The sequence below is a fragment of the Vibrio sp. Isolate33 genome, from assembly GCF_022397895.1.
Taxonomy (GTDB): domain Bacteria; phylum Pseudomonadota; class Gammaproteobacteria; order Enterobacterales; family Vibrionaceae; genus Vibrio; species Vibrio pomeroyi.
In genome coordinates, this window is record NZ_JAKEUP010000002.1 from 170,075 (window position 1) to 186,327 (window position 16,253).

General features: G+C 44.1%; 18 protein-coding genes. 8 read left to right on the forward strand and 10 right to left on the reverse strand.

The annotated features are described in order from the left end of the window. Positions 1-111: 111 nt before the first annotated feature. Positions 112-486: a nuclear transport factor 2 family protein gene (locus L1D37_RS04010; protein ID WP_239846959.1), complete on the forward strand. Its 375-nt coding sequence runs from the start codon at positions 112-114 to the stop codon at positions 484-486. Between the two features lie 188 nt (positions 487-674). On the opposite strand, the gene proX is transcribed toward L1D37_RS04010, so the two are convergent. Genes proX through proV form a run of 3 tightly spaced genes read right to left on the reverse strand, consistent with a single transcriptional unit; the run spans position 675 to position 3,960 of the window. Beyond that, a complete protein-coding gene (gene proX, locus L1D37_RS04015; protein ID WP_239846960.1) occupies positions 675-1,682 on the reverse strand; it encodes a glycine betaine/L-proline ABC transporter substrate-binding protein ProX in 1,008 nt (335 codons plus the stop codon). After that, positions 1,675-2,769 (reverse strand): glycine betaine/L-proline ABC transporter permease ProW, encoded by a 1,095-nt coding sequence (proW, locus tag L1D37_RS04020; RefSeq protein WP_019824227.1) that lies wholly within the window; start codon positions 2,767-2,769, stop codon positions 1,675-1,677. The genes proX and proW overlap by 8 nt, the downstream gene beginning before the upstream one ends. A 3-nt stretch (positions 2,770-2,772) precedes the next feature. Next, on the reverse strand, positions 2,773-3,960 hold the full coding sequence (gene proV / locus L1D37_RS04025; protein WP_019824229.1) for a glycine betaine/L-proline ABC transporter ATP-binding protein ProV: 1,188 nt from the start codon (positions 3,958-3,960) through the stop codon (positions 2,773-2,775). Between the two features lie 663 nt (positions 3,961-4,623). Between proV and L1D37_RS04030 the strand changes: the two genes are divergently transcribed. Then, positions 4,624-5,361, forward strand: coding sequence for an HAD-IIB family hydrolase (locus L1D37_RS04030; RefSeq protein ID WP_017630079.1), 738 nt, complete (start codon positions 4,624-4,626; stop codon positions 5,359-5,361). 49 nt (positions 5,362-5,410) lie between these two features. On the opposite strand, the gene L1D37_RS04035 is transcribed toward L1D37_RS04030, so the two are convergent. From L1D37_RS04035 to L1D37_RS04045, 3 genes are all read right to left on the reverse strand, one after another. Next, entirely contained in the window at positions 5,411-5,623 is a 213-nt protein-coding gene (locus L1D37_RS04035; protein WP_026084164.1) for a TIGR02450 family Trp-rich protein, read from the reverse strand. Between the two features lie 143 nt (positions 5,624-5,766). Then, complete coding sequence (locus L1D37_RS04040; protein WP_176681596.1) at positions 5,767-8,220, reverse strand: molybdopterin guanine dinucleotide-containing S/N-oxide reductase; 2,454 nt, start codon at positions 8,218-8,220, stop codon at positions 5,767-5,769. Positions 8,221-8,236: 16 nt separating this feature from the next. Then, positions 8,237-9,331, reverse strand: a complete 1,095-nt coding sequence (locus L1D37_RS04045; protein ID WP_176681597.1) for a NapC/NirT family cytochrome c — start codon at positions 9,329-9,331, stop codon at positions 8,237-8,239. A 306-nt stretch (positions 9,332-9,637) separates the two neighbouring features. On the opposite strand from L1D37_RS04045, the gene L1D37_RS04050 reads away from it, so the two are divergent. Both L1D37_RS04050 and L1D37_RS04055 read left to right on the forward strand, forming a co-directional pair. Further along, a complete protein-coding gene (locus L1D37_RS04050; RefSeq protein ID WP_060467990.1) occupies positions 9,638-9,913 on the forward strand; it encodes a nitrogenase-stabilizing/protective protein NifW in 276 nt (91 codons plus the stop codon). Positions 9,914-10,051: 138 nt separating this feature from the next. Next, complete coding sequence (locus tag L1D37_RS04055; RefSeq protein WP_239846961.1) at positions 10,052-11,176, forward strand: M14-type cytosolic carboxypeptidase; 1,125 nt, start codon at positions 10,052-10,054, stop codon at positions 11,174-11,176. A gap of 153 nt (positions 11,177-11,329) precedes the next feature. On the opposite strand, the gene L1D37_RS04060 is transcribed toward L1D37_RS04055, so the two are convergent. Both L1D37_RS04060 and L1D37_RS04065 read right to left on the reverse strand, forming a co-directional pair. After that, positions 11,330-11,686 (reverse strand): hypothetical protein, encoded by a 357-nt coding sequence (locus L1D37_RS04060; RefSeq protein WP_017630073.1) that lies wholly within the window; start codon positions 11,684-11,686, stop codon positions 11,330-11,332. 249 nt (positions 11,687-11,935) lie between these two features. Further along, the gene (locus L1D37_RS04065) at positions 11,936-12,562 is read right to left on the reverse strand and encodes a LysE family translocator (RefSeq protein ID WP_239846962.1); all 627 of its coding nucleotides are present in this window, start codon (positions 12,560-12,562) and stop codon (positions 11,936-11,938) included. Positions 12,563-12,773: 211 nt separating this feature from the next. On the opposite strand from L1D37_RS04065, the gene L1D37_RS04070 reads away from it, so the two are divergent. From L1D37_RS04070 to L1D37_RS04080, 3 genes are all read left to right on the forward strand, one after another. Beyond that, positions 12,774-14,012 (forward strand): DEAD/DEAH box helicase, encoded by a 1,239-nt coding sequence (locus tag L1D37_RS04070; RefSeq protein WP_239846963.1) that lies wholly within the window; start codon positions 12,774-12,776, stop codon positions 14,010-14,012. 253 nt (positions 14,013-14,265) lie between these two features. Next, complete coding sequence (locus L1D37_RS04075) at positions 14,266-14,487, forward strand: hypothetical protein (protein ID WP_048658349.1); 222 nt, start codon at positions 14,266-14,268, stop codon at positions 14,485-14,487. Between the two features lie 144 nt (positions 14,488-14,631). After that, positions 14,632-14,934 (forward strand): thiamine-binding protein, encoded by a 303-nt coding sequence (locus L1D37_RS04080; protein WP_017065764.1) that lies wholly within the window; start codon positions 14,632-14,634, stop codon positions 14,932-14,934. A 41-nt stretch (positions 14,935-14,975) separates the two neighbouring features. Here L1D37_RS04080 and L1D37_RS04085 read toward each other — a convergent pair whose 3' ends face one another. Both L1D37_RS04085 and L1D37_RS04090 read right to left on the reverse strand, forming a co-directional pair. Further along, positions 14,976-15,143, reverse strand: a complete 168-nt coding sequence (locus tag L1D37_RS04085; RefSeq protein ID WP_017630068.1) for a hypothetical protein — start codon at positions 15,141-15,143, stop codon at positions 14,976-14,978. Between the two features lie 109 nt (positions 15,144-15,252). Continuing rightward, positions 15,253-15,513, reverse strand: coding sequence for a DUF1289 domain-containing protein (locus L1D37_RS04090; RefSeq protein ID WP_132935845.1), 261 nt, complete (start codon positions 15,511-15,513; stop codon positions 15,253-15,255). A 190-nt stretch (positions 15,514-15,703) separates the two neighbouring features. Between L1D37_RS04090 and L1D37_RS04095 the strand changes: the two genes are divergently transcribed. Next, positions 15,704-16,150 (forward strand): META domain-containing protein, encoded by a 447-nt coding sequence (locus L1D37_RS04095; RefSeq protein ID WP_017630066.1) that lies wholly within the window; start codon positions 15,704-15,706, stop codon positions 16,148-16,150. The last annotated feature ends 103 nt before the right edge of the window (positions 16,151-16,253 follow it).

Sequence of the window (16,253 nt, forward strand, 5' to 3'; positions counted from 1 at the left end):
CTATTATCTCTGTTTTTCAATTCAATTTCCAAGACTAAACTGAATCCAACTTATCGAGATTCCTAATCAAAGAAACAGTGTTTGAAAGAAGACTGCTATGGAGAGAAAACAATGTTAAACAACCAAGTATTAGAAGCATGTAAGCAAGGCATTAACGCATGGCAAAAAGCATTTAATAGCCAAGATGCAAAAGGTTGTGCAGACCAATACACTGAGGCTTGTGTGATGGAAGCTCGCCCATTCGGCACTTTTGAAGGCCGTGAAGCGATTCAAGCATTTTGGCAAAACATCATTGACCAAGGCTTCAAAGACGTTGATTACACAGATGTTAAGTGGGAAGAGCATCCAGAGGGTGGCTACACTCTTACCGCTAGCTGGACAATGAACAAAGCGTTCGGTGTTGTGCACCGTGAACACTGGGCATTAGAAGCGGATGGCTGTGCTCGCCTAGTAAGCGATGACTTCGAAGTTCAAGGCGAACGCTAGAAATGCAACATAAAGCATAGAAACACAAAACAAAAAGCCAGCAATCCAAATAGGACTGCTGGCTTATTTAATCATCATTCTTGCCGTCTTTTCACTTCATTTGAAAGTGATTCAATGACTCTACACAATCACTAAACACGCTCATGATTTCCAGTTGAGGTGATAATCAAGCCTGAACAAGTACTAATCTATAATGCAGCTTTCTTCGCTTCTGCAATCCAAGCATCAAACGTATTTTGGTTCGCTTTAATCCAACCGTTTACGTGCGCTTCGATATCAGCCGAGCTGTTCTTACCTTTACTCATCATCATGTTCTGAGCACTTACATCGTTGATGTTAAGTTTGATGATTTCGAAAAGCTTAGCCGCAGATGGGTTGTTCTTAGCAAACTCTTTGTTCGCGATGATACGCATTGAGTTCATTTGGAAACCGTAGTTTTTGCCATTAGACAAAGTAGTATCGACATCAGAACGCTCACCAGGAAGTGAAGAGAATGGCACTTCTAGCCATACTACGTCTTCGTTAGGAACCAATACACCACTTACCCAGTACGGTGTCCACGTGTAGTAAAGGATTGATTCACCCTTTTGGTAACGTGAAATCGTGTCTGCGATGATAGCCGCATAGTTACCTTGGTTATGAGTTACTGTATCGTCCAGTTTGAATGCTGACAACTGATGTTCAATCACCATCTCACAACCCCAACCTGGGTTACAGCCTGTTAGGTCTGCTTTACCGTCACCATCTGCATCAAACAGTTTCGCGATTTTTGGATCAGTTAATTGACCAATGTTAGTGATGTTGTACTTTTCTGCCGTTTTCTTATCAATCAGGTAACCTTGCGCTGCACCACTTACATATTGGCCTTCGCGGTAGAATTTTTCATCGCCGCCCGCCATTGTGTATTTGTCTGCATGAAGTGGGAACCAACCTACCGTTAGGAACGTTGCGTCACCTTTTGCAATTGAGGTGTAGCCTACGTTGTAGTCCACTTCTTGCGTTGATTTCACATCGTAGCCAAGCTCTTCTAGAGCACGGTTAACAATCAACGTTTGGAATGTTTCTTCTGCTACAGACGACTGAACAGGCTGAACTGATACACCTTCACCCGGTAGGCTTGCTGCCCACACGTTCGTTGATACTGCCAGTGTAGAAACGATGCTCACTGCAAGTTTGCTCTTCCATGAATTATTCATTGGTGTTTTTCCTTAATTGAAGTTCTGATTTGTTACCGCGATTTAAAGCATTAAGTACAAGGGAAACAGGCCCCATGCGGTACCAGCGTAATTTTGTATTGCCTGCATTCACACCCAACACTTGGGTAATGCGATCCAATAAGATGGCGAGAATAACGATGCCAAGACCACCGACTGCGGCCAGCCCCATATCTAAACGGCCGATACCTCTCAGTACCATTTGACCTAAGCCACCTACCGCAATCATTGATGCGATAACCACCATAGATAGCGACAGCATCAGTGTTTGGTTTACGCCTGCCATGATGGTTGGCAATGCTAGTGGCAATTGAATTCGATAAAGCATCTGTTTTTTGCTTGCGCCAAATGAGTGACCGGCTTCGATCAACTCTTCCGGCACTTGCTGAATACCTAAGATGGTTAAACGTACTACTGGCGGCAGTGCGAATATGATGGTCACAACAACACCCGGTACGTTACCGATACCAAACAACATTACGATGGGTACGAGATAAACGAAGGCTGGCGTGGTTTGCATGGCATCCAGAATAGGACGTACGAATTTAGCCGCAGTGTTACTGCGGGCGAGCCATATCCCCATGGGTAAACCAATCAACAGACAGAAGAAGACCGATGTCATCACCAATGAAAGCGTGGTCATGGCTTCAGACCAAGCGCCAATCAAACCAATGAACGTCAAGGATACTGCGGTAGCAACACCAAGCTTCAGGTTTGAAAACTGCCATGCGACTAAAAACAAGATGATCAACATGAATGGTGCTGGCGTCGAAACCAGTGCTGTTTCAAATGAACTTAGGATGAAATCGATAGGCACACGTATCGCTTGAAACAGTGGGCGTCCGTGTTCAACCAACCAATTCAGACCAGACTCAACCCAAGTATCGACTGGTAGTACCGCTTCAGCGAAAGGGTTCAGTGGGTCAAAAGGCGTCACCTCGACGGTTTCGCTGCTTAACCAATCAGCAGATGGTGCAGTTTCCGTTGTTTGGCCCCAAGGATCACTTGCTGGCTGAGTAGAGGGAGCTGCTTGCGACCATGGGTCATTATTTGTTTGTTCCGAGGACATGATCTATCCCTTATCTAATGTTTGTAGCAATCGTGACTTAGTCACAACGCCAAAGTAATTACCTTGCTCGTCCACAACAGGAACGGAATAAGGCACACCGCCAACAAGGCCAAGCACATCATTGATTGGTAAATCTGGATTCAGAGTTAAGCCATCACTTAGCTGAGCGCTAACCAATGATTTGTTCTCTTTGTGGGCTTTGCGAAGAGAATCGATAGAAACAATGCCTGAGTAGTGACTGCTCTTCTCAACAACGATGCCGTATTCACGGTCGTTATCCATCAAGATTTGCAGAGCCGAGGCTGGACCATCGTGTTCAGATTTCTTAAATACCGCTGCAGGTTTCTTTCGTGCGATGTCTTTCACGGTAAGAACACTTGCGACATTCACACCACGGAAGAAGGCTTCAACGTAGTCGTTCGCTGGGCTGTTTAAGATCTCGTCAGGAGTACCCACTTGAACCACTTCGCCATTTTGCATAATCGCGATTCGGTCACCGATACGCATCGCTTCATCCAAATCATGCGAGATGAAAACAATCGTTCGTTTATCGTCATTTTGAAGTCGGATTAACTCGTCTTGCATTTCGGTACGAATCAATGGATCGAGTGCAGAGAACGCTTCGTCCATTAACAGAATGTCTGGGTCACATGCTAAGGCGCGAGCCAAACCAACACGCTGCTTCATACCACCAGACAGTTCATCTGGGTAAGACTCCGAATACGCGCCAAGGCCAACTCGTTCTAACGCGGCCAGTGCTGACTCTTTTCGTTTATCTACATCAACACCCGCAAGCTCAAGGCCAAACGCTGCGTTTTCGATCACAGTCATGTGAGGCATCAATGCGAAATTTTGGAAAACCATGGAGATGTTATTGCGGCGAACTTCGCGGAGTTCATCTTCTGAGATGTGGGCAATGTCTTTGCCTCGTAGAAGCACATTACCTTTGGTAGGTTCAATCAAGCGGTTAAGAAGGCGTACTAGGGTTGATTTGCCAGATCCTGACAGTCCCATTATTACGAAAATCTCGCCTTCTTGAATACTAAGAGAAACATCGTTAACGCCGATCGTTAGACCTGTTTCTTCGAAAACTTTGTCTTTGTCCGCACCTTGATTAATCATCGTAAAAGCACGGTCGGTGTCTTCACCAAACACCTTGTACAGTCCCTTAACTTCCAGTATGGGATCCATGTAATCTAATCCTTTCTTAGTTATTTAAACTTAAAAACGGTTATTTAAACTTAAAAATGACTTATTTAAACTCAAAAAACAATTAGCACTCTAAGTAATTAACCAGTGTAAATCAAGGGGTCTCGTACTGTAAATCACCCACAAAACCACCAATCCCCTAGAAAAAACAATGATTAAAAATAAAACAACGAACACCCAAAGCACTGAAAAACAAAGACATTAAAACAACCAGGACGCTTGCAATATTATATATTACTTACTGATAGATTATTGAATATTTATTTTACATTTGATCAATTAATACGCTAAACAGACCAAGAATAGCACCAAATAGTTCGTGTACAAATAATTTGAATACAAACCATTTATTAAGATTTAGTGACGTTTTAGATGCAAGCATCCAACCTGTTGTAAAGATCAAATACACCACTCGTACTTAGCCTAAAAACCAAAGGGGAATCGGCTAAAACCAGCGAGACAAAATCGAGTTTTTCAACCCAGAATTTCAAAACATCACACCAACTGTGATACTTGCTGCAAACTGTTCAATATCGATTATCTAAGCCACAAGACAACTTGTAGAGTGCTCACTGCTGAGCCATTCTTTATAAAAGAAATAGACATTTCCCCGCGATGAATGAGAGAAAAAGACAAGGAATTCGAATGATAAAAATGCTGGTGTGTGACTTTGACGGGACGCTGGATGGAGGCTCTTCTCATGGCGTTAATCAGTTATTTGACTACCTAACCGAGCAACCTGATATCCGTTTTATCATTGCGACAGGAAGAACTCTGCCGTCAATTCGAGTTGGGTTGGCGTCTGATAACTACCCTAAACCACACAGTATTATCAGCGATGTAGGCACTAGAATTCATCACGATCACTCCCAAAAACCCGATCATGTTTGGCACAACCAATTAGAAGCGTCTTGGAACAAATCCAAGGTCGAGACAGCACTCGCACCACTCGACTTTATGGGCGAACGCTTTGAAAATCATCAAGGTGATTACAAGATTACTTTTGAAGGGAAGCTGTCTGAACCTCAACATGAGTTGATCGAATCAAGTTTGGAGTCGCACGGATTGGATGTACATCTCACCTACTCCCATGACTGGTATTTAGACATCACACCAAAGGGCGTCAATAAGGCTACCGCGATTCATCACCTGCTCAAGCAGCATGATTTGAGCGTAGAAGAGGTGTGTGTGGCTGGCGACTCTGCAAATGACACATCCATGCTAACGATAGAGGGTGTAAATTCGATATTGGTCGCTAACCATTATCCAGAAGTGGCTCACTTGTCCGACAGAGACAACGTGTATACCAGCACCGCAACACACGCTGAGGGTGTGTTAGAGGGGCTCAAATACTGGCAAAGGCGCGCGTCGAATATCCGATAAACGCCAGTCCGCCGTTAATAGCAGATTCCTATCAAACAGGCTTCCAGCTCTATTTCCAGCCTGGGAGCCAATTTTGATTATCAGTAAGCTCTCGCCAATTGATGTCTTCTTCTCGTTTGGTCATGACCGCCTCTATCATGCAGCGCACGACCTCCCCTTCATCAAATTCGACTTCTGTGACCATAAAGTGCTTTTCTTTCTTCACAGGGCTAACGGCTGTCCATTTGCTACGAAATAACTTCTTTGGGTTGATTCGATTCATGGGATTCTCTCTTGCTTTGATGTCGTTGATTATTATCAGGTGTCTACTCGACACACAGTAATAGTCTTTCCATCGCAAAAAAGATCATAAAAAAAGCCAGCGGTTAGGCTGGCTTCGTTCAATTAGCTATTTCTCGTTAAAGATTAGCCATTTTTAGGTGGATCAAATGCTGTCAGTTCTAATACTGGGCCTGTGTATTTTTCAATTTTCACAAGCGCAGAGTTCGCTGCACAACCATTTGCCAAACGAGAGGTCGGAATATCCAACGTAAGTACGTTACAGCCGCCGTTTTTACATAGGCCTGTATCTTTATCTAAATCTGGCCAACCACCTTCATGGATACATACAGAGCCTTGTTTGATGCCATCAGTCACTAGTGCGCCAACCAATACTTGGCCACGACCATTGTGTGCACGAACCAAATCACCCGTTTTAATGCCACGCGCTTTTGCGTCTTCAGGGTGGATTGAAATCGGCTCGCGGTCTGCGATCGCATACTCTTCACGAATCTTCGCGTAGTTGAACTGACTATGTAGACGGTGCGCCGCATGCGCTGTCATCAATTGCAGTTCGCCATCTTTAGCATTGCCGGTGTACTCTGTTGGCTCCATCCAAGTTGGATGTGGAGGACAATCATCAAGCTTGTAACCTTCAATCGTTTTCGAGAATATTTCAATCTTACCACTTGGTGTACCTAGTGGGTTCATGATTGGATTCTCTCGGAAGTCAGCGTAACGAACAAACTGTGCGTTCTTCTCGTTCCACTTCATTTCGATCAGTTGATTGTCTTCCCAAAACTTGCTGAAGTTCGGCATAGCAACGCGTGCAGCGCGGCCACCTTGTTGAGCAGCTTTGTAGAATTGGTACAACCATTCCATTTCAGTTTTGCCTTCGGTATATACTTCATGACCACCTGGAGCCAATAGCTCTGCCATGTCTGCAAATACATCGAAGTCATTACGCGCTTCACCTTGTGGCTCAACCGCTTTCTTCATTGGTACTAGGTGCTGGTTACTGTAGTCGCCAGTCATCGTCAGGTCATTACGTTCAAACGATGTTGTAATAGGCAAAACAATATCTGCATGCTTCGCAGCTGCGGTCCAGTAGATTTCAGAAATAACAACCAATTCCGGTTTCTGCCACGCTTTAATCAAGCGGTTGGTGTCTTGGTGGTGAGTGAAATTACCACCGCCCGCCCACCAAATCATTTTGATATCTGGGAACACACGATCATGGCCATTATGTTTGTACGCTTTGCCCGGATTTTCTAGGGCTTCTACAATACGAGCAACAGGGAATGAGTTAATCACCTTACCCGTCGCTGACCAACCTCGCTCATCACTACCTGCTACAGCACCTAAAGACGCGGACATTGCAGGCAATACGCCAGCATCGCGAGATGGGTTGCCGCCATTAGAGTAGTGGTAAGAGAAGCCGAAGCCACCACCTGGCAAACCAATCTGACCAAGCATTGCAGCAAGAGTTACTAACATCCAGTGGCGTTGTTCACCAAACTGTTGACGTTGAATACCCCAACCTGCCATCAACATTGTGCGGTTGCTGCTGAAAATATCAGCCAGCAATTCAAGCTGTTTAGCTGGCACACCACACACGCTTGACGCCCACTGTGCGTCTTTCACTACGCCGTCTTCTTTACCCATTAGGTAATCTTCGAAAACATCATAGCCAGTCGTGTATTTTTCGATGAATGTTCGGTCGTGTTTACCTTTTATAACTAACGTATGAGCAATACCCATCAACATCGCAACATCGGTCATTGGGTGTGGAGCAATCCACTCAGCGTTGTCGCCAAAGAACTCGATAGTTTCAGAACGCATTGGGTCGATAGCGATAACCGTTTTGCCCGACTTCTTCAACTGATGGAAGAACTCTAAGCCTGAGCAATCTGTAGAACTCCAAGCGATCTTCAAAGTGTTCATTGGGTTTAGGCCCCATAGCACAACAACATCACTGTGTTCTAGCACCATCGGGTGCGTTGTTTGTTGCTCATATACTTCAATCGAGCCCACAACGTGCGGCATGATAACTTGCGCAGCACCTGTTGAGTAATCGCCCATGTGACCAGAGTAACCACCAGCCATGCCCATGTAACGCTGAAGTAAAGTCTGTGCCTTATGAAGCACACCACTTGAACGCCAACCGTATGAACCTGCGAAAATTGCATCTGGGGTGTTATTTGCACGAATACGCATATGTTGTTCGTGTATTAGTTTGTAAGCTTCCTCCCAAGATACGCGAACAAACTCATCGCTACCGCGCTCTGCTTTAGGCGCTAACGGGTTATCTAAGTAGCTCTTGCGTACCATAGGGTATTTAATACGCGCTTTGGTGTGTACTTGATCTGGGCCTGTGGTTTGAAGGCTGTTAAAAACGGTTTGAGGTACCGCATTCGTGGTCGACACTAACTTGCCATCTTTCACTTCACACAGCATTGGTCCCATACGACCTGCCGTTAGAACCCCTTTACCACGCGTGTTTGACGAAGCTACTGACATTGGAGAGAACGATGTAAACGCCATCGCACCAGCAGTGATACCTGTGCCTTTTAAGAATCCGCGACGTGTAATATCTGTCATTTTTTATTCCTTACTATTAGTGGCCAACAACGTCTTTCGCGTGGTTTTGGAAGTACTTAGTCAGAAGTTCAAGGTTTTGTTCTGAGATATCTGTTCGAGCTCCCATACCTTTAGCTACTGGTCCCCAAGCGTTAACAGTGAAGTGCTCACCAGGAATTTTTGCGTGACAAGTCGAACAGTAGACGTTGTCTAACTCTTCTGCGTAAGACCAGATTGGGTCTAGGCTATCGACAACTGGCGAAGTAATATCACCCGTCAACGCAACAGAACGCCATTCGTTACCATAAGCATCGGCTTCGTATTCACCAGTAGTCAGTGCTTCTTGACCTTTGTCTGTTAATGTCGCAACGATCGCACGTTGACCTTCACCGAAGTAAAGCACTTGCTCTGCGCCTTTCATTTGGAACGCATTCAGAGTCACAGTACGGTTGTCGCCTTCAGCTTTAACCACTTCTAGTTTTGCTGTTGGATTTAGGTTACCAAATTCGCCCATTGCGATATCAGTGACGGGGTAAACCACTTTCGCATCTGCTGGCGTATTTTTGGTAAAGGCAATCAGGGTATCGAAGGCTTTGCTGTCTAGCTGAGCTTCTGGGGCAAAGTGCGCTACGCCTTTATGACAGTCGATACACGTTTGGTTGTTCTCTTTCCCGTAAGCGTGCATTTTCGCCGCATCACGAGATTGCTCAAACTCTTCCATAGCATCGAAATCGTGACAAGAGCGACATGTCGCTGAATCATTTTCACGGAATTGAGCCCATACTGTTTCGGCCATCTCTTCACGGTGTGCTTCGTATTTTTCAGGCGTGTCGATCTTACCTGAGATGAATTCGTGATAGATGTCTTTAGACGCTCTTACTTTGGTGATCACGTAGTCAATCGGATCTGTTGGGATATGGCAATCGGCACACTCAGCTCTAATGCCTTTTGCGTTACTGAAGTGAACCGAACCTTGGTATTCTTTATGGGGTGTTTCCATCGTGTGGCAAGAAACACAAAACTCAGTGCTCGATGTATAGTGCATAACGGCTGCAGTTCCCCCTAAAGTTAACCAGCCAATGCCTATACCAACCGCCGCTATTAGTGCGATATAACGTTTTTTTATTGTCATAATTTTTAATCATCTTCAACAATTGGTTACAATTGCGATCAGAATAGTACTTTAGGGGTAGGCCTGTTTGATTTGGATCATTAATCGCAATCTGAGGAACAAAAAATGAACCTTTCTGAGAGCTTAATGTCACTTTGAAAAATTAGCGCCCTAACAACCCAATCACCCAACAAATACAAGGCGCACATTGAATTCTGCTAACTAATTAATCCAACAATAAAGACGCTAAACTCGCTCCCAAATCAAAGAAGTAAATTGTAAATCTAATACAATGTCGGCTAATTCTTTTCATAAACGCTTCACTCCATGAACCAGACAGAATTCCAGCAAAAAATAGCGAGTTTCACCTCCATCGAACAAGCGCTTGATTACTTTGAAATTGGGTTTGATAGCAAGTTCATCGATCAGAACAGAATCGAGCTTGTGAAACGATTTAATGGTTATCTGATTCTTGCGAAACCTGATGATTGGTTTTCTGGACGAAGAGCGCTAAAAAACGCTTATTGCAAGGTGCAACGTAGCAAGTTAGATCGCCACACACGTTCTGCCTGTCGTGGGTGTACCACTTGCCAACGTCGATAGTTGGAAAGTGGGTTGTTGAAAAATAGACGACGAAAAAGTAGATAGTTGAAATAACATCTCATTACGATTTAGTTAGTGGTTTGCTCGAAAAAAAGTGTGCTAGTCTTACGGCAACTCAACTACGAGATAAAAACTACAATGAAAATTTTCAGCAATTTCGAAAGCGGCAATATTCACGTCGTTTCAGCAGATTCACCACAAAACATTCAACTGACTATCCCAGCAGACAACCAGACTGAAATCTCTCAGTGGTTCCACTTCCGTTTAGAAAGCGATGCTCAACAAGCACACCACTTCGAAATCGGTCAATTGGCAACGTCTGCATACCCTGAAGGCTGGAAAGATTACGATGTGGTTGCATCGTACGACCGCGAAGAGTGGTTCCGTATTCCATCTCAGTTCGATGGTGACACACTAAGCTTCGACATCATTCCGGAGCACGATTCAATGTACTTCGCGTACTTCGCCCCATACTCATACGATCGTCACCAAGATCTTCTGCACAGCGCGCAAACGCACCCAGCTTGTAAGCTTGAAACTCTGGGCCACACGCTAGACAACAATGACATCACTTTGCTAACCATTGGTGAGCCAAGTGAAGAAAAGAAAAACATTTGGGTTATAGGTCGCCAACACCCTGGCGAGACTATGGCTGAATGGTTGATCGAAGGTCTACTTCAACGTCTGCTTGATGAAACTGACACAGTAGGTCGCTCTCTGCTAGACAGCGTTGTTTTCCGCGTTGTTCCTAACATGAACCCAGATGGCAGCATCCGCGGTCACCTTCGTACTAATGCGATTGGCGTTAACCTGAACCGTGAATGGCAATCGCCTTCTATGGAACGTAGCCCAGAAGTATTCCTTGTTCGTGAGCGCATGCTAGAAACGGGCGTTGACATGTGTCTAGACATTCACGGCGACGAAGCGATCCCATATAACTTTGTAGCAGGTAGCGAAGGCACGCCTTCATACAACGAGCGCATTGCTAAACTAGAAAATCACTTCAAGCAAGCACTGCTGACGATCACACCAGAGTTCCAAGATGAGTTTGGTTACGATAAAGACGAACCGGGCAAAGCGAATATGACGGTTGGCACAAACTGGATTGGTGAGCAGTTCAAGTGTTTAGCTTACACAGTCGAGATGCCATTTAAAGATCACATCAGCCACGCTGACGAACTGTACGGTTGGTCTCCAGAGCGCAGCGTTGCATTTGGTCACGACATGCTAGCCGCAGTTTGGGCAACAGTAGACGAGCTATAAAACGAACCATAAGACAAACTTAGCTCCTTAGTTTGTCCATATAGTTAGTTTGCTTACATATAGTAAAGCCCAGCACTTGAGAAAGTGCTGGGCTTTTTAATATCGGCTTTGATGAGAGAGTCGAGCTTTAAGGTATCTAACTTTAAAAGCTTTCTATGCCACTCTGAGGCTTGCAAAAAATACTGGGTATCGCTGTCTGATGTGGCGTTGTTCTGAGACCATATCTTTGAAGCTTGGACCTTGTGATAACTGAACGATCACTTCGTCACCTTCTTGTCGCAATACGGCACCGCTAATATCAATACTGTTGTTGTCATGCAACCTTAGGGTGCCTGCCATTGAAAAACCGCGATAAACAGGAATGATATTACGCATCATCAGGCGGACGCCCTTTTCAGACACTTCACTGACATGAAAAAGCTCATCCTTAATTCGCATCACCGGACGTGCCTTTTGAGGGTACTTTAAACGGTAATATTTGCGTTTCTGGGTGAATGACTCTTCACGCATTAGTGACTCCCTGTCTCTGTTATTCTTTAAAGCGAGCTGACCGTTTGCTTCAGTTATCATCAGCAATGGCCATTCTTAATCTTCAATTTGGCTTCAAATTAATACATTCACCAAATTAATATCTGATTATTATATCGACTTTATAACCTAATGCTTTAGGCATTTATGCAGAGAGACAAGGATTCCCTAAGATTCAGTGAAAAGTGAGATATGAGTCGTATCTGTTAACGCTTCTATCAAGCTTTAAACCTAGAGCTGAAACAAAGCCAGCTGAATGCTGAAACCCACAAATAGCACACCACAAACCATGTTCATCATTTGAGAGGTACGCTTTTGAACCAACAAGCGCTTAAACGTATCCGCCATTAAGATCACGGCCAAGAACCACGTCGACACCACTATCGCTTGAATCCCACCAAGCATTAGGCTGTCTGACACAATCGTATCTGTGGTAACGAACTGAGGGAATATCGAGAGATAAAACAACACAATTTTAGGGTTAAGTAGATTGGTCAATAGCCCCTTCAAGAACTGATGATAAAGCTTACTCCCCGATGCACTCACCACAGAAAGCACACCCTCTTGAGCACGCAATGCCGCCCGAAAATGGTTGTAACCAAGCCAGATGAGATACAAAACCCCGGCCAACTTCAGCCCTTCAAACGCCATTGGTGTTTTTGACAACAACAAGCTTATGCCATTGGCTGAGATAAAAGCGTGGAAAAAGAAACCGCAAGACACACCTAACACATTCACAAACGCGAACAGCTTCCTTTGCGTCAACGCTGTGCTTAATACTAACAATGCGTTAGGGCCAGGAATAATGGCAATAAAAAACACTATGACAATGAACAGCCAGATACTATCCCAACTCATTTCTATCTCTTTTTACGTATCATTTTTGAGGCGGTCATTGTACGTCCATTCAATGCCATTACAATATGCTCAACGTTTAATTAACGCGTATGGCTAACAAACGAAATTAGCGAATATAATAAGAGCGTTTATGGTCTAACGTTACAAAACTGATTTTCTAACATTTGTAGCCCTGTTAGACTCCACCTCCCTTTTGATACTTGGTTCATTTATGTCATTTGATAACCTAACCCTTAACGCAAAAACCGTCGCGGCGATACCATCTCAATTCGATAAACCGACAGAGATACAACAAGCGGTAATTCCTACGATTATTGCAGGGAAAGACGTGCTGGCCTTGGCTCAAACGGGTAGCGGGAAAACATTGGCGTTTGGCTTACCTTTGCTGAATAACATCAACCATGATGTAAATGAACTGCAAGCGCTGGTTATCGTTCCAACACGTGAACTTGCGTCTCAAGTCGCTGAGTCTTTAGAGCCGATCGCAACGGCTCTTAATATCAATACGATTACGTTGACGGGGGGTGTGAACACGGATGACCAACAGCAGCAATTGTTAACCAAACCTCAGCTTGCTATCGCAACACCGGGGCGCTTGCTGGCTGTTATCAAGAGTGGCGAATTGGAGTTAACTCAATGTATGTCATTGGTTCTTGATGAAGCCGACCGATTAATCGACATGGGCTTTTGGCCAGATATTCAAGCAATCACCGAAGCTCTGCCAGCGAAGCGCCAGTCATTGCTATTCTCAGCAACACTTCCTCCAGAGTTGGTTAATCAGGCTGAAACGCTTTTATCAACCCCAGAGAAGATCACGACTCACCAAGAAAACAGCGTTGTCGAAACCATTGAAGAAACACTGTATCTCGTGAACAAAGGCAGCAAGGCTCAAGCTCTGATTGCCCTACTTAATCAAAACCAATGGCCACAGGTGTTGGTTTTTATTGGCGCGAAAGACAATGCTGACGCATTAACCAAGCGATTAAACAAAGCTAAGATCAGCGTGAGTGCGTTACATGGCAACAAGAGCCAAGAAGAGCGCGCGCAGGCATTAGAGAGTTTCAAAAATGGCGAAACTCGCGTGCTGATCGCAACCGATGTGATGGCTCGTGGCATCCATATTGATCAGCTGCCTGTTGTGATCAACTTTGAGTTGCCCTCTCATTCAGCAACTTATGTACATCGCGTAGGAAGAACGGCGAGAGCAGGAAGCGCAGGCTGTGCTATCTCACTGGTTAGCCACAGTGAAAACGAGCACCTCAATGCGATTCGAACTCTGACCAATAAGCCACTTCCGTTACAATCGTTGGAAGGTTTCCCTGTAACTGATAAACCTGCATCAGAATCAACAGCTCGTAAGCGTCCGCCAAAAGACAAAATGGCCAACCGACGAACAGCAAAGAAGAAGAGCATCAAACAATTTAAGAGCAAACCAAACAGCTCAAAGTAACCAGAAATAGCTCTAAGCAACCAGAAATAGAATAATTAGCTCAGTTTTTACTGGGCTTTTTTATATGCAATCAAACATAAAATCACACCCAAAAACTGTTCTAAAGACGCCAACTTAAATGACACTTTTGTGAATTATGATGCCAACGTATTGATTCTTGGTTGCTCAAAAAAAATACTCTTAAATCACGTTGACGCCCCTATATCTGGCAACTAGATTTTTCTATTAGTGTCTAAAACAGGAGGTCATTGAAATGAAACGTGCTAGCTCTACATATCGATTACAACTGATTAAGGAAGTGGCAACCCGCCGAGATCGTCAACGTTGCAATGACCCGATGGCAAACTACATACAAACCCTAATAGATAACAAAGATGACTGCGATACTTCGGTTGAACGTAACCAGAGATTCAGTGGCAGCCATTTTGATGAGCACATAGGTGGTTGGGTTAGCGACCACTGGGGTAGCAAGTAGGCAAATACGCTAATAAGCTAATAAGCTAATAAGCCGCCAGCTTAACCGCTGTAGAATTTATCTCCGCATTAACCTATCATCTGCAACAATTTCCTTTCATTGAGTAAGCAGAAAGTGTCTGAGTTAAAAAGAGAAAAAGAAGTGATGGTTGCCTTCCAAGTGATCCCTCGCGTTAAAGAAGGCAACAATTTCGAAGTCGTTGATAAAGCCATTGAAGTGGTAAAAGCGGCCGATGTTCCATTCCAAGTCGGCGCAATGGAAACCACCATGAAAGGTGAACTCAACCAATTACTCGATATCGTCAAAAAGGCCGAACAAGCTTGTTACGATGCAGGGGCTGTTGAAGTCATCACAAACATTAAGATTCATAGTAAGACCACCGAAGCCGATGATACATTTTGTACGTACCATCGAGGTGTAACGAAAGCGAATCATATGTTTGTTTAAAAAAGTGCTGCTGTTGAAAAGACTCTGATGAACCAGTGATGTTATTGAAAAGGCATGTCTGAAAGGTGAGAAAGGATTTCCATTCGTTCTTCTTCTGACATTGAATGCCAATCACGCGCGCTCTCTTCAGGGTCATCTTTCGCCCCAATCGGTTTTCTATCCAGTGCTTTGACTGGTTTTTTTTTGATTCTTACGTCCTTTTTATTCATACCGACACCACTCCTTCTGGTACAAAGGTACCTATCTTAATATTACACCCCAACCATTATGTAAAGTAATAGTTACTTCGGAGTTAAATAAAATCTTAATACTTCCTCTTTAACCGAAAAGATCTCTCTGGGGACTTGTGTTTCCCTCTTCGTCTACCGGCTGACCAACCAAGTTGTTTTGCTTCATTATTTTTCTTCTATAGCGCTGACGACACAGTTTTATCACGTGCAATTGTTCAGCGGGTGTCATCGACATCCAATTAAAACGCTCTTCTCTTTTGCGCATACAGCCATTGCAATAGCCTTTTTCATCGCTTGAGCACACCCCAACGCAAGGGCTTGGAACTTGGAAAAACTCTAACTGCTCCACCACATCTCCTTACACATCCAAATCAAGCTTACTAATTCAAAAATAAGCGATTAATTTGTCGCCTAGCTCATGAAATCCATACTAAACTATGACCTTATACTGACACATATAGTGTTTTGTAAACTATACTTTGAACCCATCAAGTTACACTTATTCGGTAACTTCGTTCTTTCCTTTGGAGCCTTATAATATGAAGTTTAGTTCAAAAAAATTACTAGCAGTAGCCGCTTTACCTATGATGCTAGCAGCATGCACAACAACAGGTGATAACGCTATGCAAGTAACACCAACCGATCTACAGCACCATAATTGGGAACTTGCGCAAATTGATGGCAAGGACATTGAGAAAAGCGAACATCAAGCAACACCTCGTCTAGAGATCGGCGAAAAGATGACTGCAAACGGCATGGCTGGTTGTAACAACTTCTTTGGTCAGGGCGAACTAAAAGACGGTCAATTCCGTATCAAACAAATGGGCATGACAATGAAAATGTGTCAGGGCTCAGCGATGGAAATCGAACAATCGGTTTCAGCGACTCTAAGCGAGTGGAGCGACGTAACGCTAACTAACGATACGCTAGTACTGAAAAACGATGTACACACACTAACGTACACAATTCGTGACTGGGTAAACTAATCCGTCATCGACATCAGGTATTGATTTAAGGAGCCTTCACGGCTCCTTTTTTATTGCCTGCTCAAAACCTAATCATTAAAAACGCTACTTCTCGCCTTCTTTT